Origin of the sequence: Halorubrum marinum, from assembly GCF_048381195.1 — an archaeon.
Taxonomy (GTDB): domain Archaea; phylum Halobacteriota; class Halobacteria; order Halobacteriales; family Haloferacaceae; genus Halorubrum.
This window is the reverse complement of sequence record NZ_JBLWMM010000003.1, coordinates 282,607-307,497: the sequence shown is the minus strand read 5'-3', so window position 1 is coordinate 307,497 and position 24,891 is coordinate 282,607. Positions and strand designations below refer to the sequence as shown.

The 24,891-nt window shown below is 66.9% G+C and carries 20 protein-coding genes; 14 read left to right on the top strand and 6 right to left on the bottom strand.

Going from position 1 to position 24,891, the window contains the following annotated elements; all coding sequences use genetic code 11:
- The first annotated feature begins 90 nt into the window (after positions 1-90).
- Positions 91-2,589 (top strand): efflux RND transporter permease subunit, encoded by a 2,499-nt coding sequence (locus ACNSN4_RS05345; RefSeq protein ID WP_418284747.1) that lies wholly within the window; start codon positions 91-93, stop codon positions 2,587-2,589.
- 70 nt (positions 2,590-2,659) lie between these two features.
- On the opposite strand, the gene ACNSN4_RS05340 is transcribed toward ACNSN4_RS05345, so the two are convergent.
- From ACNSN4_RS05340 to ACNSN4_RS05330, 3 genes are read right to left on the bottom strand one after another with little or no spacing between them, the layout of a single operon-like run.
- Positions 2,660-3,691: a metal ABC transporter permease gene (locus tag ACNSN4_RS05340; protein WP_418284746.1), complete on the bottom strand. Its 1,032-nt coding sequence runs from the start codon at positions 3,689-3,691 to the stop codon at positions 2,660-2,662.
- The gene (locus ACNSN4_RS05335) at positions 3,688-4,491 is read right to left on the bottom strand and encodes a metal ABC transporter ATP-binding protein (RefSeq protein WP_418284745.1); all 804 of its coding nucleotides are present in this window, start codon (positions 4,489-4,491) and stop codon (positions 3,688-3,690) included. Before ACNSN4_RS05335 ends, ACNSN4_RS05340 begins: the two co-directional genes overlap by 4 nt.
- Positions 4,491-5,549, bottom strand: a complete 1,059-nt coding sequence (locus tag ACNSN4_RS05330; RefSeq protein WP_418284744.1) for a metal ABC transporter substrate-binding protein — start codon at positions 5,547-5,549, stop codon at positions 4,491-4,493. The genes ACNSN4_RS05335 and ACNSN4_RS05330 overlap by 1 nt, the downstream gene beginning before the upstream one ends.
- A 170-nt stretch (positions 5,550-5,719) precedes the next feature.
- Between ACNSN4_RS05330 and ACNSN4_RS05325 the strand changes: the two genes are divergently transcribed.
- The 6 genes from ACNSN4_RS05325 (at position 5,720) to ACNSN4_RS05300 (ending at position 11,903) form a co-directional block, all read left to right on the top strand.
- On the top strand, positions 5,720-6,166 hold the full coding sequence (locus tag ACNSN4_RS05325; protein WP_418284743.1) for an SHOCT domain-containing protein: 447 nt from the start codon (positions 5,720-5,722) through the stop codon (positions 6,164-6,166).
- 77 nt (positions 6,167-6,243) lie between these two features.
- The gene (locus tag ACNSN4_RS05320; RefSeq protein WP_418284742.1) at positions 6,244-6,489 is read left to right on the top strand and encodes a YhbY family RNA-binding protein; all 246 of its coding nucleotides are present in this window, start codon (positions 6,244-6,246) and stop codon (positions 6,487-6,489) included.
- Positions 6,489-7,391, top strand: a complete 903-nt coding sequence (locus tag ACNSN4_RS05315; protein WP_418284741.1) for a mechanosensitive ion channel family protein — start codon at positions 6,489-6,491, stop codon at positions 7,389-7,391. Before ACNSN4_RS05320 ends, ACNSN4_RS05315 begins: the two co-directional genes overlap by 1 nt.
- 106 nt (positions 7,392-7,497) lie before the next feature.
- Positions 7,498-8,835, top strand: a complete 1,338-nt coding sequence (trkA, locus tag ACNSN4_RS05310) for a Trk system potassium transporter TrkA (protein WP_418284740.1) — start codon at positions 7,498-7,500, stop codon at positions 8,833-8,835.
- Positions 8,835-10,340, top strand: a complete 1,506-nt coding sequence (locus ACNSN4_RS05305; RefSeq protein WP_418284739.1) for a TrkH family potassium uptake protein — start codon at positions 8,835-8,837, stop codon at positions 10,338-10,340. The genes trkA and ACNSN4_RS05305 overlap by 1 nt, the downstream gene beginning before the upstream one ends.
- A gap of 30 nt (positions 10,341-10,370) precedes the next feature.
- The gene (locus tag ACNSN4_RS05300; protein ID WP_418284738.1) at positions 10,371-11,903 is read left to right on the top strand and encodes a TrkH family potassium uptake protein; all 1,533 of its coding nucleotides are present in this window, start codon (positions 10,371-10,373) and stop codon (positions 11,901-11,903) included.
- A gap of 28 nt (positions 11,904-11,931) precedes the next feature.
- Here the strand turns inward: ACNSN4_RS05300 and ACNSN4_RS05295 are convergent, their stop codons facing one another.
- Positions 11,932-13,569 carry a potassium channel family protein gene (locus ACNSN4_RS05295; RefSeq protein WP_418284737.1) on the bottom strand — a complete coding sequence of 546 codons (1,638 nt, stop codon included), beginning with the start codon at positions 13,567-13,569 and terminating at the stop codon, positions 11,932-11,934.
- 179 nt (positions 13,570-13,748) lie between these two features.
- On the opposite strand from ACNSN4_RS05295, the gene ACNSN4_RS05290 reads away from it, so the two are divergent.
- The 4 genes from ACNSN4_RS05290 (at position 13,749) to ACNSN4_RS05275 (ending at position 20,542) form a co-directional block, all read left to right on the top strand.
- Positions 13,749-14,186 carry a universal stress protein gene (locus ACNSN4_RS05290; protein WP_418284736.1) on the top strand — a complete coding sequence of 146 codons (438 nt, stop codon included), beginning with the start codon at positions 13,749-13,751 and terminating at the stop codon, positions 14,184-14,186.
- A complete protein-coding gene (locus tag ACNSN4_RS05285; RefSeq protein ID WP_418284735.1) occupies positions 14,183-16,477 on the top strand; it encodes an amino acid permease in 2,295 nt (764 codons plus the stop codon). Before ACNSN4_RS05290 ends, ACNSN4_RS05285 begins: the two co-directional genes overlap by 4 nt.
- The gene (locus tag ACNSN4_RS05280) at positions 16,474-18,756 is read left to right on the top strand and encodes an amino acid permease (protein ID WP_418284734.1); all 2,283 of its coding nucleotides are present in this window, start codon (positions 16,474-16,476) and stop codon (positions 18,754-18,756) included. The genes ACNSN4_RS05285 and ACNSN4_RS05280 overlap by 4 nt, the downstream gene beginning before the upstream one ends.
- Positions 18,757-18,841: 85 nt before the next feature.
- Positions 18,842-20,542: an acyl-CoA mutase large subunit family protein gene (locus ACNSN4_RS05275; RefSeq protein WP_418284733.1), complete on the top strand. Its 1,701-nt coding sequence runs from the start codon at positions 18,842-18,844 to the stop codon at positions 20,540-20,542.
- A 46-nt stretch (positions 20,543-20,588) separates the two neighbouring features.
- Here ACNSN4_RS05275 and ACNSN4_RS05270 read toward each other — a convergent pair whose 3' ends face one another.
- Positions 20,589-20,825, bottom strand: a complete 237-nt coding sequence (locus ACNSN4_RS05270; RefSeq protein WP_418284732.1) for a DUF7999 family protein — start codon at positions 20,823-20,825, stop codon at positions 20,589-20,591.
- A 112-nt stretch (positions 20,826-20,937) separates the two neighbouring features.
- On the opposite strand from ACNSN4_RS05270, the gene ACNSN4_RS05265 reads away from it, so the two are divergent.
- The 3 genes from ACNSN4_RS05265 to ACNSN4_RS05255 all read left to right on the top strand — a co-directional run bounded on the left by ACNSN4_RS05265 (position 20,938) and on the right by ACNSN4_RS05255 (position 23,554).
- On the top strand, positions 20,938-21,699 hold the full coding sequence (locus ACNSN4_RS05265) for a 4-phosphopantoate--beta-alanine ligase (protein ID WP_418284731.1): 762 nt from the start codon (positions 20,938-20,940) through the stop codon (positions 21,697-21,699).
- Between the two features lie 75 nt (positions 21,700-21,774).
- Entirely contained in the window at positions 21,775-22,224 is a 450-nt protein-coding gene (locus ACNSN4_RS05260) for an Lrp/AsnC family transcriptional regulator (protein WP_418284730.1), read from the top strand.
- Between the two features lie 175 nt (positions 22,225-22,399).
- On the top strand, positions 22,400-23,554 hold the full coding sequence (locus tag ACNSN4_RS05255) for a DUF63 family protein (RefSeq protein ID WP_418284729.1): 1,155 nt from the start codon (positions 22,400-22,402) through the stop codon (positions 23,552-23,554).
- A 235-nt stretch (positions 23,555-23,789) separates the two neighbouring features.
- Here the strand turns inward: ACNSN4_RS05255 and ACNSN4_RS05250 are convergent, their stop codons facing one another.
- A complete protein-coding gene (locus tag ACNSN4_RS05250) occupies positions 23,790-24,569 on the bottom strand; it encodes a S8 family peptidase (RefSeq protein WP_418284728.1) in 780 nt (259 codons plus the stop codon).
- Between the last annotated feature and the right edge of the window lie 322 nt (positions 24,570-24,891).

The window sequence follows — 24,891 nt, the reverse complement described above, 5'->3', positions numbered from 1 at the left end:
CGATCGGCAATCGTCCGATCATCCGGAGCGCGAGCCCCCAGCGTCGGGAGCGACGAGTGTCGGTCGCGGTACCGGCCGACGGAGGCGCCGGTGACCGCCGCCGATCGGTTCGTCGAGCGCGTCGACGAGCTCGTCACGACCCGACCGGCCGCGGTGATCGCCGTCTTCCTCCTCGTCAGCGTCGTCGCCGCCGGCGGGCTCGCGGGGATCACCACGAGCGCCGGCGCCGACCAGTTCACCCAGGACATTCCCGCTCAACAGGCGTTAGACGACATCGACGAGGAGTTCGAGACGTCGATCGGCGGGTCGGCGACCTCCGCACAGGTGATCGTCTCCGACGACAACGTACTGTCGCGTCCGGCGCTGGTCCGTATCTTGGAGACCCAACACCGGCTCGAGTCGCGCTCGACGCTCCGGGTGCAGTCGACGTCGAGCCACGCGGACGCCGTCGCGCGACAGCTCGATCCCGCGGCGGAGACGACGGCGGAGCGGCGCGACGCCGTCGCGGAGGCGACCCCTCGCGAGCTGTCCGCGGCGATCGCCGACGCCGACGAGACGGGCGCGATCGCGGCGCAGGTGTCGGTCGACTACAACCCGACCGCCCAACGCGCGGGCACGTCCATCGTCGGCATCACCTACGACCTGCCCGACGCCGCCACCACCGCGCGGGTGACGGAGCTGCAGACGCAGAGCATCGAGGTCGTCGACTCGGTCCCGGGCAACGAGGCCGGTGAGAACGCGATCCTCTTCGGAGACGGCGTGTTGCAGTCGGAGATCGCGGCGCTGTTGACCGACACCGCGATCATCGTGTTTCCCGCGGCGCTCCTGTTGATCCTGTTTTTCCTCATCGTCGCGTACCGCGACCCGATCGACATGGGGATCGGGCTGTCGGCCCTGTTGCTGTCCGTCCTCTGGACGTTCGGCTTCATGGGCTACGCCGGGATCCCCTTCTCCGACTCGCTCATCACCGTGTTCCCGCTGCTGGTCGCGGTGGGGATCGACTTCGGGATCCACGTCGTCAATCGGTATCGCGAGGAGCGGGGCGGCGGGAGCGGCATCGCAGACGCGATGCGAACGACGACCGATCAGCTGCTCATCGCGTTCCTACTGGTGACGATCACCACGGTGTTCGGACTGGTCTCGAACGTGGTGAGCCCCTTCGAGCCGAACCGGGACTTCGGGCTCGTCGCCGCCGCCGGAATCGTTTTTACCCTGTTGGTGTTCGGGATATATCTCCCGGCCGCAAAGGTGCTCGTGGACCGCTGGCGCGAGCGGCTCCCGATCCCCGAGTTCGGATCGAGCCCGCTCGGGTCCGGCGGATCGCGACTCGGAAGGCTCCTGCGCGTCGGCGTCGATCTGTCGCGAGTCGCTCCCGTCGTCGTCGTGGCGGTGGTGGTACTCGGCGGTGCGGCCGGTGCCGCCTACGGTACCGGCGTGAACACCGAGTTCTCCGAGGAGGCCTTCTTCCCGGACGAGGACAGGCTAGAGACGTACTCGAACCTCCCGGAGCCGTTCGCGCCGACGGAGTACACGTTCCTCGACGTGCTCACCCTGTTCGAAGAGGAGTTCGAACAGGACTTCGTCGGGTCGGTCACGCTGTACGTCGACCAGTCCGTGCGAAACGACGACGCCCTGGAGCTGATCGACCGCACGACCCGGAACCCGCCGGACACCTTCGAGACGACCGACGATCGGCGAGCCGCGTCGACCAGCGTCGTGACGGTCATCGACGATCAGGCGGCACGCGACCCGGCGTTCCGCGAGGTCGTCGAGCGCAACGATCGGCTGGGGACGGGCGTGCCCGATCGCAACGTCGACGAGGTGTACGACGCGCTGCTCGACTCGCCCGCCGAAGGACAGGCCCGCGGGTACGTCGCCGCCGACCGCGGCAGCGCCCGGATCGATTACACGATCCGCCCGGGCGTCGACAACTCCGAGGCCGTCGCGGACGTCCGGGAGCTGGCCGAGCGCACCCCCCTCGAGGCGGTCCCGACCGGGAGCTTGGTCGTCAACGAGGCCGTGATCGATCTCCTCACCGACTCCGCGATCCGGAGCCTCTTCGCCGCGTTCGCGCTCACGGCGATCTTCCTCGCGCTGTCGTACGCGTACTTGGAGGGGAAGGCGGTGTACGGGATTCTCAACCTCGTTCCCGTCCTCGTCACCGTGGGGCTTCTCGTGGGGTCGATGCGGCTGCTCGACATCCCGCTGACGCCGATCAACGCCCCGATCCTCTCGGTCTCGATCGGACTCGGCGTGGACTACACCGTCCACTTCGTCCATCGGTTCGTCGACGAGTTCAAAGCCGGAAAGCCGATCGACGAGGCGCTCGACGTCACCATCGCGGGGACGGGCGGCGCGCTCACCGGGAGCATGCTCACGACGGTCACCGGGCTGGGCGTGCTGTGGCTCGCCGTGATCCCGCTGATCCGCGATTTCGGCGTGTTGCTCGCGCTCGGGGTGTTGTACGCGTACCTCGCGTCGATACTCCTCGTCCCGTCGCTCGTCGTCGTGTGGGACCGGTACGGCGACCGCGTCGGTCTCGGGCTCGACGACGGCCTCCGCGAGGCGAACGGAAGACGGACGCGGTGAAGGGAGGGTCGGCCGCGGTGAATTGAGATCGGCCGAAGCAAGGGGAGAACCGGACGGGACGCGAGACGGATCAGTCGTCGGACGGCTCGCCGACGGGACCGTCCCTGACTGCGGCGTCGGTCGGAGCCGCCTCGTCGACCGATCGAGCCGACTGAACCTTTCCGGCGAGCACCATGAAGATGTACACGGCGACGGCGACGAGGACGATCGTTCCGCCGGCGGTCGCCTCGTAGCGATACGAGAGGGTGATCCCGACGATCACCGCGATTTCGGCGAGCACCACCGACGCGAGGAGCGCCTCGCGGAATCCGCGAGCGACCTGTGCTGCGGCGGCGACCGGCACGACGAGCATCGCCGCGACGAGGATGACGCCCATGATCTGCATCGCGCCGACGACGACGAGCGCCGTCAGCGTCGTCATCAAACGGTTGTACCACGGGACGTTGATACCGGCGACGCGGGCGGCCGTCTCGTCGAAGGTCACGTACAGCAGCTGTTTGTACGTGACCGTCACGACCAGCGAGACGATCGCGAAGAGGACTACCAGGAGGACCGCGTTCTCTCGGGAGACCGTCGCGAGGTTCCCGAAGAGGTACTGGTTGATCCCGACCGCGAGTCCGCCGGTGTTGACGCTGATGAGGACCGCCCCGAGGGCGAATCCGGTCGAGAGCACGATCGCCATCGACACGTCGTTGTACGCGTCGGTGACCTCCGAGATCAGCTCGATCGCCAACGCGGCGATCACGGCGACGACGATCGCCGTGACGTACGGGGAGATCCCCGTTCCCAGAAGCGAGTTGACGAACAGGCCGACGGCGACGCCCGCGAACGCGGTGTGCGCGAGCGCGTCGCCGATCAGCGCGAGCTGCCGGTGGACGAGGAAGGTCCCGATCAGGGGGGCCATCACCGCGATGAGTCCGCCGACGAGGAACGCGTGGTGCATGAACACGTAGTCCAACATCCCAATGCCGAGCGTCTCGCCGACCCATCCGAGCCCGTCGCTCCACTGCCCGACGAGCCGAGCGAGCAGGTCGTACGGAGCGCCGAGAAGCGGCACCGCCGCGAAGCTGTCGGAAACGACCGCGGTCGGGGTCGCGGTCATGTGACGATTTCCCCTTCTTTTCGCCGGATGTTCGTCCCGTACGCGCGATCCAGCGCGTCGCTCTCGGCGAAGGCGGTCGGCGACCCGTCGAAGTACACCTCGCGGTTGAGACAGACGACCCGCGAGGTCCGTTCGAGGACCGCGCCGATGTCGTGTTCCACTAACAGCACGGTCATCCCGTCGGCGACGAGCTCGTCGAGGAGGTCGAAGAAGGCCTCCACGGACTCGGCGTCGACGCCGACCGTGGGTTCATCGAGAACGAGTAGCTCCGCCTCACCGGCGAGCGCCCGCGCGATGTACGTCCGCTGGCGCTGGCCGCCGGAGAGCGCGGTGATACGTCGATCGGCGAGGTGTTCGATTCCGACCGTGCGGAGCGCCTCGCGGGCGCGTTCGCGGTCGGCCGTTGCCACGCGGCCGAACCCGGCGTGCGGGAACCGCCCCATCAGGACGACCTCGCTCACCGTGATCGGCATGCGCTTCTCGTCTTTCGTCACGTCCTGCGCCACGTAGCCGACGCGCTCGCGCTCCGCGAACGCCCGCGCCGGGTGGCCGAGCAGCTCGACCGATCCCGAGTCGGGCTCTTGGAGCCCCAAGAGGAGTCGGAGCAGCGTGCTCTTTCCCGAGCCGTTGGGACCGATGATCCCGACGTACTCGCCCGATTCGACGCGCAGGTCCACGTCCTCGACCACCGGCGCCGCGGTGTAGCCGAACGTGAGGTCGCGCGCGTCGACGAGTGGACCGCCCCCGGTGGAGTCGGTGTCGGCGCGGAGTCGGCCCTCGGCGGCGTCCGCGGACCCCATCACGGCTCGAAGTTCCGTCCGTAGTCGGCGAACGTCACCTCGTCGGGGTCGGCGGCGCCGAGTAGGATCCGGAAGGTGGGGAGGTTCACCTCGCGGGCGATGTCGAAGTACCCCCACCCGCGTTCGACCCACGACTCCGCGGTCCCCGCGTACGGAGTCACGGGGTAGTACGCCTCGACGTCGGTCTGTTCGAGGAGCTGTTTCGCCGACCGGATCGGCTCGAAGACGGCCGCGCCGATGTGCCGAATGTCGTTCTCGGCGATCGTCTCTTGGGCCCGTCGCATGTCCGCGGGTCGGACGTCGCCGTCGGCCGCGAGGTTCACCACCAGCGGCTCGATCGTCGCGTCGTACCGCTCCGCGATGTACGCGAAGGCGTTGTGCGCGGCCAGGAACGCCACGTCGCGCTCGGCAGCGTCGAAGACCGCCTGCCACTCCTCGTCGAGGGCGTCGAGCTCCGCGTCGAGCGCGGTCGCGTTCTCCCGAATCGTCTCCTCGTGATCGGGGTCGACGTCGGCCAGCCCGTCGGCGATGTTCTCGACGGCGCCCTTCGCGCGCTGCGGGTCGAGCCAGAAGTGCGGGTCCTTCGCCCCCTCGACCGCCTCGTCTTCGTCCAAGGAGTCGGCGAGACCGATGAGGTCGATCCCCTCGCGGGCGTCGATGAGGCGAGTCCCCTGCGTTTCGGCCGCGAGTGCGTCGATCGCCCGGTCCGCCCACGGCTGGAAGTCGGGACCGACGTGGACGAACGCGTCGGCGTCGGTGATCCGACGCTGGATCGACGGGTCGGGCTCCCAGCCGTGGCCGTGGAGCCCGGTCGGCACGAGGTTCTCGACCGCGACGTCCGTCCCCTCGGCGAGCGTGTCGGCGAAGTCGTAGAAGGTGAAAAAGGAGGCGACGACGGTGTACTCGCCCTCGGTCGAACCGTCGCCCGCGCCCGCGGCCGAACCGCCGCCGTCTCCGGTCCCGGTGCAGCCCGCGAGGCCGCCGGCGAACGCGCCGGCGCCCAGCGCCGCGAACCGTCTCCGAGAGAGTCCGTTCAATTCGTTCGCGTCCGGATTCATTACGTGTCTGTTTGCGACACGAACATAATACGCTTCCGGTCGAATAATATTATTAGACATATCTAAACTTTGGTCGCGTCCGCCGATCGACGGCCTCGACTCGTCCCGAAACCACGTTCGTGGCGTTCGGCGACACGACTTTGACCCGCCGCGCTGATAATCGACCGACGATGAGACCTCCATTCACCGACCGACTTGCGGAGAACGCGACGGGGATCGCCGCGACGGCCGTGACCGGAACCTGGCTCGCGGCCCTGCTGCTCGGGTTCAGCTGGTGGCTCGCGTTCATGCTGTTCGGGTACATCGTGATCGTGCCCGTGGTCGCGATGCTGTTCGACGAAGACGACGAGGAGGCCGACGAGGGCGACCCAGAACGCAGTCGATCGGGAACGCGGGTCGAGCGCGACGCCGACACCGATGCCTCGGACGCGCTCGCCCGACTCCGCACCCGGTACGCGAGCGGCGAACTCACCGACGAGCAGTTCGAGCGGAAGCTCGACCGACTGCTGGAGACGGAGACGATCGACGACGCGGCGGAATGGGCCGAGCGGAACCGAGCCGATGGCGACGCGGCGAGGGACGACGAGGTCGAAACCGACCGGGAACGCGGACGGTAGCCGGAGGCAGGGTTGTTCGGTTCGACAGCCGAGGCGCGAATCTCAAGCTTCAACTGCCGCGGGCCATTGCACCGAGTATGAGCGACCAACAGCTTCGCAAGGAGGCGCACGACCTCGACGTCACGGTCTGGGTCGGGAAACACGGCATCGACGCGGTCGTCGACGAACTGGCCGACCAACTGGGCGACGCCAAGCTCGTGAAGGTGAAGTTCCTGCGAGCGGCCCGCGGCGGGACCACCACCGACGAACTCGCGGCGGAACTCGCAGATGCCGTCAACGCCGGGCTGATCGAGACGCGCGGGAACACGGCGGTGCTCCACTGATGCCAGCGGCGACGTCGACTGGAGGCGCGCTCGCGGTGACCACCGTCACCGCGTTTTTAGAGACGTTTCTCGGACCGCTCGCGGGCGCGGTCATCTCCGCGGCGATCTTCGTCGTCGTCATGGTCGCGGTGTACGTCCTCAACAAGGTCGTGTTCAACCCCCTCGTCGAGCGGGTGCTCGACAGACAGGGGCTCGACGCGCACGCGCGACGGCCGCTGAACAAGATCGCCACCTTTCTCATCTTATTCGTGGGGATCACGATCGCCTTCGGCGCGGCCGGCTACGAGGACTTCCTCCGGTCGCTGGCGACGATCGCCGCCGCGGCGACGCTCGCGATCGGCTTCGCGTTACAGGACGTGATCAAGAACTTCGTCGCGGGCGTGTTCATCTACACGGACAAGCCGTTCCGCATCGGCGACTGGATCGAGTGGGACGACAACTCGGGGATCGTGGAGGACATCTCGTTCCGCGTCACCCGCGTTCGGACGTTCGACAACGAGCTGTTGACGGTGCCGAACGCCGTGCTCACCGGCGACGTCGTCAAGAACCCCGTCGCGAAGAAGACGCTCCGGCTGAAGTTCGTCTTCGGCATCGACTACGAGGACGACGTCGACAAGGCGACGGAGATCATCGTCGAGGAGGCCGAAAAGAGCGACGCGATCTTAAAAGACCCCGCCCCCTCGGTGCGGTTGACGGAACTCGCCGACTCGTACGTCGGACTCCAGTCGCGGATCTGGATCGACGACCCGTCGCGGTCGGACTTCGTGAAAGCGCGAGCGGACTACGTGAAGGCCGTGAAAGAGCGGTTCGACGAGGAGGACATCACTATCCCGTTCCCGCAGCGGACCGTTTCCGGACGGAACGCGTGGGAGGAGCCCGCGGCGTTCTACAGCGGGGAGTAGCGTCCGTCTCCGGGCCGTTTTGGCGGAAAACAGCGGCACTGTGTTCCCGATCCGGTTCGGGATCCCGATAGTAACGAACTTGAGTGTCGGGCGAATCGGTGCGTCCATGCACGTGGTCATCGTCGGCGCCGGCGAGGTCGGCACGAGTATCGCCGCCACCCTCGCGTCCAACCACGAGGTCGTCGTCATCGACATCGAAGCCGACCGCGCGGAAGAGATCAAATACCAGTACGACGTGCTCACGATCACCGGCGACGGGACGTCCTCGCCCATTCAAGCGAGCGCGGACGTCGCGAAATCGGACCTCTTCATCGCCTGTACCGACGACGATCAGACGAATCTCGTCGCCTGCGGGACCGCGAAGACGTTCGACGCGGCGTTCACCATCGCCCGCGTGAAGAGCACGGACTACCTCCACACGTGGCAGCGCGACGACACCGCCTTCGGTGTCGATTTCATGGTGTGTACGGATCTCCTGACCGCCGAGAACATCGTCCGCGTCATCGGCCTCCCGGCCGCCATCGACGTCGACCCGTTCGCGGGCGGTCTCGTCCAGATGGCCGAGTTCGAGATCGGCGAGGGGAGCCCGGTCGCGAACCAGACGATCGCCGAGGCGGACCGCTTCGAGTCGCTCACGTTCGTCGGGCTGTTCCGCAACGGCGACATGATTATTCCCCGCGGTGACACGCGGATTCAGCCGGAGGACCGCGCCGTCGTCGTCGGAAGCCCGGAGAGCGTCCAGGCGTTCGCGAACGACATCGCACCCGATACGACTCCGGACAAGGCCGACGAGATCGTGGTCGTCGGCGGCAGCGAGATCGGCTATCAGACCGGGCGGATCTTAGAGGAGCGCGGCCTGTCCTCGCGGCTCATCGAGCAGGACCCGGTCCGAGCCCGGTGGCTGGCCGAGCAGCTGCCGAACACCGTGGTGATGCAACACGACGCGACGGACACCGAGTTCCTGACGCGGGAGCACGTCGACGAGGCCGACATCGTCGTCACCGCGCTCGAATCCGACGAGCGGAATCTCCTCGCCGCGGTGTTGGCGAAGCGACTCGGCGTGGACCGCGTCGTCGCCGTCGTCGACAGCGCGGACTACGTCACGGTGTTCGAGGAGCTCGGCATCGACGTCGCCATCAACCCGCGGACGGTGACCGCCGAGGAGATCACCCGGTTCACCTTCGAGAGCGTCGCCGAGAACATCGCGGTCCTCGAGAACGACCAGGCGGAGGTGCTCGAACTCGAGCTCGACGAGGGCTGTGCGCTGGTCGGGCGACCGATTCAGGAGCTGGTCGACGAGATCGACGCGAAGTTCGTCATCGGCGCGATCGTTCGAGACCGCCAGCACGTGACGCCGCGCGGCGACACCGTGCTGCAGCCGGGGGACAGCATCATCGTGCTCGTCGAGACCGCGTTCACCTCCGAACTGGCGTCGATGGCGTGATGTCCGGACGGACCATCCGTGTCGACTGGCGAGCGAGCGCGGGGCTGACGGGAGACGTGCTCGTCTACCTCGCGATCCCGCTGGCCTTTCCGCTCCTCGTCGGGCTGTTCTACCGAGAGTCGCCGCTCCCATTTCTCGCGGCGATCGCGACGACGATCGCGCTCGGAGCGGGGTTACGCTCCCTCCGCGATCCGGACGACGACCTCGGTCCCCGAGAGGCGTTCCTCGCGGTCGCGTCGATCTGGCTGCTCGTCGCCGGAGTGGGGGCGATTCCGTTCCTCGTCGCCGGGGTGGGAACGGTCGCGCACCCGGTGAACGCGATGTTCGAATCGATGAGCGGCCTGACGACGACGGGCGCGACCGTGCTGGAGGACTTCTCGATCCACTCGCAGTCGGTGTTGATGTGGCGGCAGCTGATCCAGTGGCTCGGGGGGCTCGGCATCCTCATCCTCGCGACGGCCGTCCTCTCCGAGCTCGGCGTCGGTGGGGCACAGCTGATGGAATCGGAGACGCAGACGCGGGACCTGAACAAGCTCACGCCGAAAATCTCGCAGACGGCGCGACTCATCTGGGGGCTCTACCTCGGCTTGACCCTTCTCGCGGTCGCCGTGTACTTCGCGCTCGGGCTCGCGCTCGATCCGCAGATGGACTTATATAACGCGATCGCGCACGCGTTCACCTCCGTCGCGACCGCGGGGTTCTCGCCGGAGCCGCTCTCGGTGGGGGCGTTTCACCCGGCGATCCAGTGGGCCGTCGTCCCGTTCATGGTCGCGGGCTCGACGAGCTTCGTGCTCATGTACTTCGCCATCAACGGCGAGCCGATGCGCCTGCTGAAAAACGACGAGTTCCACTTCTATCTGGGTTCGATCGCGACGTTCGCCGCGATCGTCGCGCTCGTGTTGTACGCCGACCCGGAGACGACGTTCGGCGCGGAGGGGACGGTCCGACACGCCGTCTTCAACGTCGCGTCGATCATCACGACCACCGGCTACGCCAGCGTCGACTTCGACCTGTGGGCACCGGGGGCGAAACACATGCTGTTCATGGGGATGTTCCTCGGCGGGATGGTCGGGTCGACGACGTGTTCGATCAAGTCACTTCGCTGGATGGTCGCCCTGAAGGCGTTCAAACGCGACCTGTTCACGGCCGTTCATCCGGACTCCGTTCGACCCGTTCGGAACTCGGGGAAGCCGGTCGACGAGGAGACGATCCGCGACATCTACGCGTACGTCCTGTTGAGCGTCGTCATCTTCTTTTTGCTGACGGTGTTCGTCGTCGCGGACGCCGAGCGAGCGGGGCTTCGAGTCGGCGAGTTCGAGGCGATGGGCGCGGCCGCGTCGACGTTCCTCAACATCGGCCCCGCGTTCGGGGCGGCCGGACCGTACGGGACGTACGCCTCCTTCCCGATGACGACGCGGACCGTGATGATCGTCCTGATGTGGATCGGCCGGATCGAGATCATCCCGGTGCTCGTGTTGTTCACGAAGGCGTTCTGGACCTCTTGAGGGCACGAGACGAAAACACGCAAAACGAACATGACACGAACGATCGACACGCGGGCGACACTCAGCTACACCGGGAGCATCGTGAAGTACCTCTCGGCGGCGATGAGCGTCCCGCTCGTCGTGGCGCTGATCTACGGGGAAGACGCCCTGACGTTCGCGGCATCGATGGCGATCGGCGTCGCGATCGGCGCGGGGCTCGAACGCCTCGAAGACGATCCGGACCTCGGGCCGCGGGACGCGCTCGCCGTCGTCTCGCTCGCGTGGCTCATGGCGGCGATCGTCGGCGCGATTCCCTACATTATCGCGGGGTACGGCAACGGCTCCGCGCTCGGTCACCCGATAAACGCCCTCTTCGAGTCGATGAGCGGATTCACGACCACGGGGGCGACCGTCACCGCCGAGATCAGCTTCGAGCAGCACTCGCACGCCGTGTTGATGTGGCGACAGCTCACCCAGTGGCTCGGCGGCATGGGGATCATCGTGCTGATGGTCGCGATCCTGCCGCAGCTCGCGGTCAACGGCGCACAGCTGATGAAATCGGAGGCACCCGGCCCGGGACTCCAGAAACTCACGCCGCGGATCGCCGAGACGGCCCGCGCGCTCTGGCTCATCTACCTCGCGTTCACCCTGCTGCTCATCGGTATCCTGTTCGTGCTCGGACTCACCGGCCTCGCGCCGAACATGGACCTGTACAACGCGATCGCCCACGGCTTCTCCACGCTCCCGACCGGCGGGTTCTCGCCGGAGGCCGACAGCATCGCGGCCTTCTCGCCGATCGCCCAGTGGGTGTTCATCCCCTTCATGGTCCTCGCGGGAGTCAACTTCGCGCTGTTCTGGTACCTCCTCCGGGACGACACCACCCGGATGGTCGAAAACACCGAGTTCCGCACGTACCTCGGGCTGGTGACCGGGCTCACCGGCGTGCTCGCGATCGGCCTGTTCTACGGCGGCGCACCGGCCACGGAGATCGGCGGCGTCACGGAGGGCACCCTCGAAAACGCCCTCAGACAGGGGGCGTTCCAGATCGCGTCGCTCATGAACTCCACCGGGTTCGCGACCGCTGACTTCGCGCAGTGGGACGTACAGACGCAGTTTTTCCTCCTCTTGGTCATGTTCATCGGCGGGTCGGCCGGCTCGACCGGCGGCGGGATCAAGGTGATCCGGTGGCTCGTCGTCTTCAAGACACTGCGCCGCGAACTGTACACGACCGCGAACCCGGACGTGGTTCGCCCGGTCAGACTCGGCGGCGAAGTCATCGACGAAGAGGTGATCCGCGGCATCCTGGTGTTCACCATGCTGTACTTGCTCATCTTCGCGCTGGCGGCGGTGTTCATCGAAATCGACACCGCGCGCATCGGCGAGCCGCTGAGCGGGATCGAGGCGCTCGCCGCGTCGCTCGCGACGATCGGAAACGTCGGTCCGGGGCTCGGCCCGCTCGGCCCGTTCGGCAGCTACGAGTTCCTCCCGAACACGACGAAGCTGCTGATGATCGGCCTCATGTGGATCGGCCGGCTGGAGATCGTCCCCGTACTCGCGCTGTTCATCGCCGGGATCGACGACTGACCGTCCGAACACGGACGGCCAGCGACACTTACTGGCAGAACTCTCGCTCGAACTCGCGGATCCCGTCGTCGGTGCCGACGACGATCAGTTCGTCGTCGGGTTCGATCACCGTCCCCGGCCCGATTTCGGTGATCACGGACCCGTCGCGTTCGATTCCCATCACGGTGCAGCCGGTCCGATCGCGGACGTTCGCGTCGCCGAGGGTACGCCCTTCGAGCCCCGGCGCGCGCTCGCGGATCACCTCGACCTGCTGTTCGAGCGAGAGCACGTCCCGGTCCTCCAAGAGCCGCGACGCGGTCATCCGGCCGGTGACGGTCGACAGCGACAGGACGTAGTCGGCACCGGCGCGGTACGTCTTCGAGGCGTTCTCGTCCCGATCGATCCGAGCGATTATCTCCGTGTCGGGCGCGAGATCGCGGATCACGAGCGTGGCGAACTCCGTCGTGGTGTCGTCCGGAAGCGCGAGGACCGCGGTCTCGGCGTCCTCGATCCCGGCCGCGGTGAGCGTCTCCGGCTCGGTCGCGTCGCCGACGACGTCGACGCCGTCGGCGTCTTCTCGGTCGACGATCGTGTGCGGGAGCCCGGCGTCCGCGAGTTCGGCGGCGACGGTTTGGCCCACCTGACCGTGACCGACGATAATCGTCTTCCCGGCCCGGAACCGACGGACCGACGACTGCGCCATGTCGACGAGCCGTTCCAGCTGGTCGCTCCGCCCCGAAACGAGCACCACGGTTCCCGCCGGGAGGCGCGTGTCGGGTGCGGGCGTCGGGTCGAACTCGCCGCGGATCCACACGCCGATCACCGACGCCCCCGACTCCTCGCGGATGCCGCTCTCGGCGAGCGTCGTTCCGGCGAGGTCGCTCCCGTGGCGGATCGACACCTCCGCGAGTTGGAGTCGATCGCCGATCGCCACCGCCTCGCCGATCTCGGTGCGCACCGCCGTCGTCACCTTCGCGGCGAGGCTCTGGCCGAGCAGCGACCGCGGCGAGAGGACGTGATCGGCGCCTGCCAGTCGGTGATACCGCGCGCTGTCCGGGTCCTCGACGACGCTGACCACCCGGACGTCGGCGTCGACCTCCTTCGCCGTGAGGACGATGCTCGCGTCCAGCTGATCGGACAGATCGGCGACGAGCGCCCGCGCGGCACCGAGCCGCGCCGCCTCAAGCCCGTCGGTCGTCGCCGGGTCCGCGCGGATCACGCGGAGGTCGTCCTCGTACAGCTCGTTCGCCCGCTCGCGGTCGGATTCGACGATGACGTGAGGAATCCCCTGCGAGTCGAGTTCGTCGATGAGGACCTCCGATCGGGCGGTGTACGAGCAGATCACGACGTGATCGTCGAGGTCGCTGTCAGCTCGCTCAGGGGCGGCCGCCGACAGTGCCGATTTAAAAAGTGGGGTCGCGACGACGGGCAGCGCGCCGACCAGCAACGCCATGCCGAGGAGGTCGGTGACGATGATGTACGCGTGCATCTGTGGGGTCTCCCACGGCGAGTCGCCGCCGAACCCGGTCGTGGTGAACATCTCGACGGTGAACTGCAGCGCGTCGAGGAACGTCCGCGGTCGGCCCTCGTACGTCGCCATCCCCCACTGGTACCCGAGCGTCGTCACCACGAGCGCGACCGCGAGGACCGCGAAGTACCCGGCCACGCGGCGCTTCAAACCGTTCATGAACCGTTATCGATGTCGCACCCGGTAAAGCGAACGGTCGAGGAGTGAGCTATGTGCCCGACCGAGGTTACTGACGGATCGATGACCGCTTCTCAGCGTACGAGAGGCTCGTTCAGCCGACCTACGCCACGCAACCGACACCAGTCAGGTTCTTAACCCGCGAATATATATCACCGCGCATGACACGCACCGACGACGACCGATTGGACCTCCTCGGTCACGTGCTCCTCCCCGTCGCCAACGAGGACGACGCCGCGGCGACGGCCGCGGCGCTCGAACCGTACGACCCGGAACGAGTGACCGCGCTGCACGTCGTCGAGAAGGGTGAGGGCGTTCCCGACAAGACGCCGGTGGAACAGTCCGAGGAGCTGGCGGCGGAGTCGTACGCCGCCGTTCGAGAGGTGTTCCCGAACGCCGACGAGCACACGGCGTACGCCCGAGACGTCGCCGCGGCGATCCTCGACGCGGCCGACGAGGTCGGCGCGAGCGCGATCGTCTACCGATCGCGGGGCGGGAACCGGGTCATGCAGTTCCTCTCCGGTGACCTCTCCGTGAAGCTCGTAACGAAGGCGACGGTTCCGGTGGTCGCGCTCCCGCGTGAGGGATCGGACGAATGAGCGACGAGGAGCTCGCGAAGGATCTCGGTCCGCTCGCGGCGCTCACGATCGGGATCGGGACGATGATCGGTGCCGGGATCTTCGTGCTGCCCGGAACCGCGGTCGCCCGCGCCGGCCCTCTCGCGGCGGCGACGTTCGTCCTCGGCGGCGTAATCGCGCTGTTCACCGCCCTGTCGGCCTCCGAGCTCGGCACGGCGATGCCCAAGTCCGGCGGCGCGTACTTCTACGTCAACCGGGCGCTCGGACCCATGTTCGGCTCCGTCGCGGGCTGGGCGAACTGGCTCGGGCTCGCGTTCGCCTCCGCCTTTTACATGTACGGTTTCGGCGAGTACGTCAACGCCCTCCTCGGACTCGGCCCCGTCGGACTCGGGCCGGTGACGCTGGAGGCCGCGCAGGTGATCGGGCTCGCGGGCGCGCTGCTTTTCATCGCGGTCAACTACTTCGGTGCGAAGGAGACCGGCGGGCTCCAGATCGTTATCGTGATGTCGCTTATGGGTATCCTCGCCGTGTTCACCGTCGTCGGGCTGTTGAACGCCGACATGGAGTCGCTGCGACCGATCGCGCCGCCGGGAACGACCAGCCAAGTGCTCCCGGTGACGGGGATCATCTTCGTCTCGTATCTCGGGTTCGTCCAGATCACCTCGGTCGCCGAGGAGATCAAGAACCCCGGACGGAACCTCCCGCTCGCGGTGCTCGGCTCGGTCGTCACCGTCACTATCGTGTACGCGCTGTTCCTCGTCGTGCTACTCGCGGCGGTACCGAACGAACTCGTCGCGAACAACGAGACTGCGGTCGTCGACGCCGCCAGACTCCTGTTCGGCAACTACTCCGTGTTCGGCTACTCCCTGGGCGCGGTCGGCGCCGGGATGCTGCTGATCGGCGGGCTGCTCGCGACCGCGTCCTCGGCGAACGCGTCGATCCTCTCGTCGTCGCGGATCAACTTCGCGATGGGCCGCGAGAAGATCGTCACCCCGTCGCTCAACGAGATTCACAAACGCTTCGGCACCCCGTATAAGTCGATCGCGCTCACCGGCGCGCTCATTCTCCTGTTCCTTGTCATCGGCGGCGTCGAGCCGCTCGCGACGATGGGGTCGGTGCTTCACCTCGTGGTCTACGGCCTCCTCAACATCGCGCTCATCGTGATGCGCGAGTCGGGTGTCGAGGGGTACGACCCCGACTTCGAGGTCCCATTTTACCCGGTCGTTCCGGTTATCGGCGCGGTATCCTCGTTCGCGCTGATCGCCTACATCGAGCCGACGATCATCCTGCTCTCGGCGGGGCTCGTCGTTTTCGCGGTGCTCTGGTACCTGATCTACGCCCGTAATAAGGTGGAGTCGCGAGGCGTGTTGGGGTCGTGGGTCCTCGACCGCTCCGACGAACTTCCCAAATCGGCCGTCTCCGCGGCCACGTCGGTCCAACCGAGCGGCGACGACTACCGCGTGATGGTACCGCTCGCGAACCCGGCGACCGAAGAGCACCTGATCACGCTCGCGTCCGCTATCGCTAAACAGCGCAACGGGACGGTCGTTGCCGTGAACATCGCGAACGTGCCGGATCAGACTCCCCTTGAGGCCGCACGCGATCGGGGGGCACACACCGCAGCCCACGACTTGCTCGACCGCGCCCGCGACGACGCCGAGACGTTCGGCGTCGACGTGGAGACGCACGTCGTCCTCTCACACCGCGTGTTCGAGGAGGTGTTCGACGCGGCTCGGACCTACGGCGCAGACCTCACCGTGATGGGATGGGGAGAGGACTCTCATGGTGCGCCGGGACGCGCGGAGACGGCGGTCGACGAACTCGCGCATTCGCTCCCTTCCGACTTCCTCGTGTTCCGCGATCGCGGCTTCGATCCGTCGCGGATTCTCGTGCCGACCGCCGGCGGTCCGGCCTCCGACCTCTCCGCTGCGGTCGCCCGGATGCTGCAAGTCGAATTTGACAGTGAGATCACGCTGCTGCACGTCGACAATGATGAGGACGCAGGGCAGGCGTTCCTCACGGAGTGGGCCGCTGAGCACGATCTTTCCGATGCGACGATGCGGATCGAAAGCGGCGACGTGGAAGCCGCGATCGATCGGGCTGCGCGGGACGCGACGATGCTCATCATCGGCGCCACCGAAAAGGGGCTGCTCTCGCGACTGGTCCGCGGATCGCTCGTGTTGCAGGTGCTTAACGACGTTGAGTGTTCCGTGCTGCTCGCGGAGAAACGCAGCTCCCGTGGGTTCTTCGGACGGCTGGTCGGAGGAGATGTCCGGATGAACGCGGATAGCGAGGTGACCACAGACGAATGAGCGACGAGGAACTCGCGAAGGACCTCGGTCTCGTCTCGGCGATGACGATCGGGATCGGGACGATGATCGGTGCCGGTATCTTCGTGCTGCCGGGCGTGGCCGTCAACGCCGACGGCGGCGCCGGTCCCATCGTGGTCGTCTCGTTCGTCGTCGGGGGGATGATCGCGATGGTGAACGCGCTGTCCGTCTCCGAACTCGGGACGGCGATGCCGAAGGCCGGCGGCGGCTACTACTACATCAACAAGTCGCTCGGGCCCATGTTCGGCTCGATCGCCGGAATGGGCGACTGGATGGGGCTCGCGTTCGCCTCCGCGTTCTACTGTATCGGCTTCGGCCAGTACCTCGCCGTCTTCGTCGGACTCCCGGCGGTCGCGTTCCTCAATCCGATCCAGCTCGGAGCCCTCATCGCCGGGGTGGTGTTCGTCGCCGTCAACTACATCGGCGCGAAGGAGACCGGCGGGGTCCAGACGGTGATCGTCTTCCTGCTGCTATCGATCCTCGCCGCGTTCTCTGTCGCCGGGTTCCTCTCGTTCGACTACGCGACGCTCGCGGGCAACGAGGGCGGACTCGCACCGGCGGGCTACGGCGCGATCCTCCCGGGGACCGCGCTCGTGTTCGTCTCCTTCCTCGGGTACGCGAAGATCGCGACCGTCGCCGAGGAGCTGAAGAACCCCGGGCGGAACCTCCCCATCGCCATCATCGGGAGCGTCGCCATCGTCACGGTGATCTACGCGATCCTCGTGACCATGATGCTGGGCGTCATCCCGTGGCCGGAGCTCAGCCAAGACGCGCCGGTGGCGCAGGCGGCGCGGGTCGCCTTCCCCGAGTCCATCGGGCCGGTGACGGGAGTCGCGGGCGGGGCGGCCGCGGTGATGACCGTGGGCGCGCTCCTCGCGACCGCCTCCTCGGCGAACGCCTCGATCCTCGCGTCCGCCCGGATCAACTTCGCGATGGGTCGGGACAAGATCGTCACCAACTGGCTCAACGAGATCCACCCGAACTACGCGACGCCGTACCGATCGATCCTCGTGACCGGGGCGCTCATCGTCGTCTTCATCGCGCTGTTGGGCCAGGAGATCGAGATCCTCGCGAAGGCGGCGAGCGTGCTCCACCTCATCGTGTACGCGCTGATGAACGTCGGGCTCATCGTCTTCCGCGAGGCCGATACACCGGAGTACGACCCGGACTTCACCGTCCCGCTGTACCCGATCACGCCGATTCTCGGCGCGGTTCTGTCGCTCGGGCTCGTCGCGTTCATGGACGGGATCGAGATCGCGCTGTCGGCGGCGTTCGTCATCGCGGCCGTGGCGTGGTACTTCATTTACGCCCGGGACAAGACGGATAAGCAGGGCGTGCTCTCGGAGTTCATCCGGAGCCGCGAGGCGGATCTCCCCCATCAGGTGGTCGACGCCGCCGACGCGGTCGCACCGACCGGGACCGGGAACGACGGGCCGACGGTCATGGTCGCCGTGTCGAACCCGCGGACCGAGAGCGCGCTCATCACGCTCGCGGGGGCGATAGCCGAGCACAAAGGCGGTCGCGTGCTCGCGACGCACATCGTGACGGTCCCGGACCAGACCTCGCTGGAGACCGCCGCCGAGAACCGGGAGGCGATCGACACCTCGTCGGAGGAGCTGCTCGCCGCCGCGACGGCGGACGCCGCGGCGTTCGACGTGCCGATCGACACGAAGACGATCCTCTCTCACAGAGGGATCGAGGAGGTGTTCGACGCCGCGCGGACGAACGACGCCGACACCGTGGTGATGGGGTACGGCGGAACACGGTTCGCCGGCGGGCGCGTCCAGGGGTCGCTGGACGAGCTCACCCACGACCTGCCCTGTGACTTCCTCGTCTTGGACGGCCAGCGGCTGGATCTCTCGGACGTGCTCGTCCCGACCGCCGGCGGCCCCTCCTCCGATCTCTCCGCGGAGGTCGCGAAGGCGCTCCGAGACACGGTCGGCGTCGATGTCTCGCTGCTGTACGTGGTCGACCCCGGCGACGAGGACTCCGGCCGTGAGTTCCTCGCCGGCTGGGCCGACGGACACGGCCTCGGCGACGCGGAGCTGCGCATCGAGACGGGCGGGGTCGAGGAGACGATCGGACGGGTCGGCGAGGAGTACAGCCTCGTCGTCATCGGAGCGACGGAGCGCGGGCTGCTCTCGCGAGTGATTCGCGGCTCGCTCGCGTTCGACACCATCGATCGCCTCGACACGCCGGTGTTGCTCTCGGAGCGCCCGTCTGCGCGGTCGCTGTGGGAGCGGCTGTTCGGCGGTCGCTGACGACTGTCGCTCTGGGAGCGGCGGTTTCCCTCCCCGTTCTAAAACATAATGAATATTTATACGCAATCGGCGGGTAGCTCGGGGTATGTACGACGACGAGGAGCTCTCCGAGATCCGCGAGGCCCACGAGGCGTGGAAAGCGGAGACGCTCGATCCGGTGATCGACCGGCACGGCGAGCGACGTGACCGGTTCGCCACGGTGTCGAACCACGAGGTCGATCGGCTATATACGCCCGCCGACGTCGCCGACCTCGACTACGACGCTGATCTCGGCTTCCCGGGCGAGGAGCCGTACACGCGGGGCGTGTACCCGACGATGTACCGCGGACGGACGTGGACGATGCGGCAGTTCGCCGGCTTCGGCACCGCCGAGGAGACGAACGAGCGGTTCCACTACCTGATCGACGAGGGCCAGACCGGGCTCTCGACCGCCTTCGACATGCCCTCGCTGATGGGGCTCGACTCCGACGACCCGATGTCGCTCGGCGAGGTCGGCAAGGAGGGCGTCGCCGTCGACACCCTCCGCGACATGGAGGTCCTCTTCGACGGCATCGACGTGGGCGAGGTGTCCACCTCGTTTACGATCAACCCGAGCGCCCCCGTGATCTACGCGATGTACGTCGCCATCGCGGACCAACAGGGCGTGCCGCGCGAGGAGCTTCGCGGGACCTTACAGAACGACATGCTCAAGGAGTTCATCGCACAGAAGGAGTGGGTGATCCCCCCGGAGCCCTCGATCGATCTCGTGACGGACACGATCGAGTTCGCGGTCGACGAGACGCCGAAGTTCAAGCCCATCTCGATATCCGGATACCACATCCGCGAGGCGGGGTCGACCGCCACTCAAGAGCTCGCTTTCACCCTCTCCGACGGATTCGCGTACGTGGAGGCGTGTCTCGACCGCGGACTCGACGTCGACGAGTTCGCACCGCAGCTCTCCTTCTTCTTCAACTCGCATAACTCGATCTTCGAGGAAGTCGCGAAGTTCCGCGCGGCTCGTCGGATCTACGCGCGGATCATGGACGAGTGGTACGACGCCGAGGCGGACGCCTCCAAACAGCTGAAGTTCCACACCCAGACCGCGGGCCAGTCGCTGACGGCCCAGCAGCCCCTGAACAACGTCGTTCGCGTCACGCTACAGGCGCTCGCGGGGGTACTCGGCGGGACGCAGAGCCTCCACACGAACTCCTTCGACGAGGCGCTCGCGCTGCCCTCCGAGCAGGCCGTACGCGTCGCGCTTCGCACCCAACAGATCATCGCCGAGGAGTCCGGCGCGGCCGACATCGCCGACCCGCTCGGCGGCTCGTTCGCCGTCGAGTCGCTCACCGACGAGATCGAAGCCGACGCGATGGCGTACATCGAGGAGATCAAAGAGATGGGCGACGGCGCCGTCCGCGACGGCGTGCTCTCCGGGATCGAGCAGGGGTACTTCCACCGCGAGATTCAGGGGGCGGCCTACGAGTACCAAGAGCGCGTCGATACGGGTGAGGAGACGGTCGTCGGCGTGAACAAACACGCGATCGACGAGGACACGAGACCGGATCTGCTCCACCTCGACGAAACGACCCGGGAGCGACAGCTCGATCGACTGGAATCGGTGAAAGACGAGCGCGACGACGACGCCGTGGAGGCGGCGTTAGACGACCTGCGGAACGCGATCGACGATGGCGAGAACGTGATGCCGGTCATCGTCGACGCGGTGAAAGCCTACGCCACGATGGGCGAGATCATGGCTATCTTCGAGGCAGCGCACGGGACCTACCGAGAGCGGATCGGGGTCGCCTGACGCAAAATGGATGCTCGGGGAACGCTCGGGAGGTCGGCGCCCGTCATCAGACGCTGTTGACCGCGCGCGCGGACTCGGCGCACCACGCGTTCCCTCGCCGACCGGTACGTCGAAGCTCAAGCTCGACGACGGAGCCGCTGTCGAGGGAAGATAGCTCGGCTTCCACCTTCGGGTCGTCGTACTCGACGACGTGCAGCGTCTCGTTCCGGGGATGTTCACGGAGCGTCACCGCCCCGTGGGCGTTACACGCTTTCACGACGGTGTACTTGCCAGTCCTATTCATCGCGTCCGGATCTACGTGTCGGACTGTTTTAACTTTTGGGCGGTTTGGTAGCGTGCGGCAACAGGTGGCCGCGAACGGGGCGTTTTTATTTGACGGATGGTCATCGGAAGGTATGACGGAGCCGGAGATCCCCGAGGACCACCCGCGGTACGCGTCGCTCGTGACGCGCCACCGGATCGAGGCAGGCGTCGAGGCGGGGATCACCTCCAGACAGGGACTCATCGCGCAGGGGCGCGGGGAAGCGTTCGACTACCTGCTCGGCGAGCGGACCCTCCCGAGCGCGGACGCAGCCGAGCGGACCGCGGCCGCGGCGCTCCTCCTCGCCGATCATCCGGTGCTCTCGGTGAACGGGAACGTCGCGGCGCTGGCACCCGCGGAGACGGTGGAACTCGCCGACGCGGTCGACGCCGACCTCGAGGTGAACCTGTTCAATCACACGGAGGAGCGAGTGCGCCGGATCGCCGACCACCTCCGCGAACACGGCGCCAACGAGGTGAAGGGACTGGCGGCTGACGGGGAGATACCGGGACTAGAGCACGCCCGGGGCACCGTCGACGCCGACGGAATCGAGGCGGCTGACGTGGTCGTCGTCCCGCTGGAGGACGGGGACCGCGCCGAGGCGCTCGACGCGATGGGGAAGACGGAGATCGTGATCGATCTGAATCCGGGGAGTCGATCGCCACAGACGGCCGATATCCCGATCATCGACAACCTGATCCGCGCGGTGCCGAACGTGACCGTTCACGCACGCGAGCTCGCGGACGAGCCCCCGGCGGACCTGCAAGCAATCGTCGACGCCTTCGACGCCGAGGAGGCCCTCGCCGCGGCCGAGGCGGCCATCCGCGAGGGAACGTTTTCGACCCGGGACAGCTGACGACTGTCTCAGGAGAAGGCGAGAGGCGCACCGGGCCGTCGGAAGTGAAAAGACGGCTGCCAACCAACGACACGCATGGAACTCGACGAGACGGATCGCGCGATCCTCCGCATCCTTCAGGCGGACGCTCGAACGCCCTTCTCCGAGGTCGCACGGCAGATCGACATGTCGAGTGCGACCGTCCACGACCGGGTCGGTCGCATGGAGGACGCCGGCGTTATCGAGGGGTACCACGCCGAGATCGATCCCAAGGCGGTCGGGTACGGGGTCAGCGCGTTCGTCGGGCTGCGCGTCGAGCAGGGCCGCGAGGAGGACGCGCTCGATCGCCTCCGCGATATCGACGGGGTGAGAGAGATCCACCTGACGACGGGCGAGTGGGACGTGATCTTGCGGGTCGTCGCCGAGGATACGGATCGGCTCCGAGATCTGATGTTCGAGCAGATCGCGGAGATGGACGGGTTCTCACGGTCACAGACGATGATCATCCTCGGAACCGACTACGAACTGGACGGCCCGCCGATCTGATGCTGCGGAGCGGGAGACGACTCCGAGGGAGAGCGGCGAACGTAATTGGTGAGCGGCGAGGTGGATCGGGCGGACGAAGGCGATCGAGCGGACGAGCGAGGTGGACCGGGCGGACGAAGGCGACCGGCGAATCGGGACCGGAACCCTCAATTCGCACGCACCGCGAACGGGGTACATGGTCACCTTCGCGGACGGGCGGTTCGAGCTGTCGCCGGAGCGCGCGTGGGCGGCGGCAGTCGGCGGCCTGACGGCACTGCTCGTGCTCGGGTCGATCGCGCTGCCCCGGCTCGTGTACGACCGGTTCCTCTGGCGGTATTTCTGGGGTCCGGTGGCGGCGGACGGACAGGGCGCGCAGTGCGCCGTCCGAGACGCGAGCGGCACGGAGCTGCTCGGGACCTCGTCGGCGTGTGCGGCCGCCGTCGAGGCGGGCGACGTGGTCGCGTTCCCCGGCTACACCACGATGTCTACCCTGAGCTACGTGGTGATCCTCCTCGCCATGCTGATCGGGGTCGTCTTCCTCCTCCGACGGCTGGATATCGGCACCGAGATGCGCTTCTTTTACGCGCTGTTCCCGTTCATGCTGCTCGGCGGCGCGCTTCGAACGGTCGAGGACGCGGGCATCGCTGCGCTCCGGGCCGGTACGGAGCCGCTGATCGGATTTCCGGCGAGCGCGCTGTTGATAAGCCCGTTCATCTACTTCACCGTGTTCGCGTTCACCCTCTTGTGCGTGCTCGCGGCGTACGCGCTCGCCGACCGGGACCTGGTCGACGACTACGCGAGGCCGCTGTTCGCGATGGGCGCGCTCGGACTCGCGGCGACGGTCGGGTATCTGGGGTACCTCGCCGCCGCGACCGACTACGTCTCGTTTTATCCGATCATCCTCGTGTTGACGCTGGTCATCGCGACCGTCTCGGCGGCCGTGACGTGGAAGCTGGCGACCGCGTACGAGCCGACGATCCGACAGGGGACCGGGTTCGCGGGAGCGCTCATCATCTGGGGACACGCCGTCGACGGCGTGGCGAACGTCATCGGGCTCAACTGGATGCCCGCGCTGACCGGCACGTCGAATCTCGTCCCGAAACACGTCGTCAACGCCCTCATCGTGGACTGGACCGGACGGCTGCTCCCGGCGTCCGTCGTCGCGGTGATCGGCGACGCGTGGCCGTTCCTCCTCGTGAAGCTCGCGGCTGCGACGTTCGTCGTCTGGGTGTTCAACGGCGAGATGTTCGAGGAGTCGCCGCGATACACGATCTTGCTCCTCATCACCGTGATCGCCGTCGGACTCGGACCGGGAACGCGAGACATGTTGCGCGCGGCGTTCGGTATCTAAATACGACGTCGGTCGCCCATCCGTATCGTGCTCGGATTCGGGCCTATTCGCGTCCGAAACCGCTGGTTCCGAAGACCAGGCGGGTTCCGACCGATGGTATCACTGTGAACGGACGTCCGATAGCCGTACGAGAGACGGACGCACTTACGGCAGATCGCCCGATTCGGTTGTCGTTCCGAAAGTGAGGTGGCCGAATTCGATCTCGCGAACTCGGAGTCACACCGAACACGTTCGCTTATCGCACGACTCGTTCGACGGTGCTCAGGGCATTGATTCGCCCCGCTCCGAAGTCGGGGTCACTCCGACCGGCGGCTCCCTCGGCGCCCCGCTTGATCGCGTTTTCGACCTGCCGCGGGTGCATCGTCGGATCGAGTTCACGGACGAGGGCGACGAGACCGGCGACGTGTGGCGCCGCGAACGACGTTCCGCCCTGCCAGTCGTATCCGTACTCGCCGGTGGCCGGGTCGTACATGGTCGAGAGAATCGCGTTGAGCGGGTACGGGTATTCGGACGTGGTACACGGGAAGCACTCGGCACCCGGATAGTCCGGTGGCACCGGGATCGGAAACACCGCCTCCGGCTCCAGGAAGCAGAGCCGGACCTCCTCACCCGGATCGGCAATTCTGCCCTCGAGGAAATACTCCAGAATGCCACAGTAGCTCTTCACGGCATCGGCCACTCCGCCCCCGGGTGCAGCAACGTCGATCGCGTTGGTGCCGTAATCCGAATAGAACGTCAGCAGATCGTCGGCACCGGTCGCGCTCGCGGCAACCGTCCCGGCCAGGCTGGGGTAGAACCGGAACCACCCGCCGTGCTGGAGGTTCGCGCTGCTGTTCCCCGCAGAGGCGGTGATGACCGTGCCGTCTCTGAGGATTTGGTTCGCGACTCGCTCTCTGGCGGCCCTGAGTCCGGCCGCGTTCGCCTCGGGCGGTAACGGGATCGTTCCCAGGCTGAGATTCACCACGTCAGCGCCGATCTCGGCGGCGTACTCCAGCGCGAGCAGGACGTCGACCAACGACTATTCCTCCTCCTGTTGCTCGGAGGATATCGCGCCGTCTAATGGTTCGTGAGGTCTTTGGCGTCATACTGTCCCCCCACTGCGGCGGCAGAAGACGAATCGCTGCTCTGACGCGGGTCCCCCTCCCAGACGTCTGTGGATCGTCTCCCGTCACTCTGTGAGGTGCTACCAATACCCAAGTAGACGGCTTAATTCTTTCTGTGACGGTACGCGGTGGAAGCCGTCTCGCACTGTTCTCCGTGTTCAGCGGACGACTTCTGGCGCGTTTCGGCCAGATCAATGGCCGCTTTCTCCGTACGGATCTGAATCGGGGGAGACC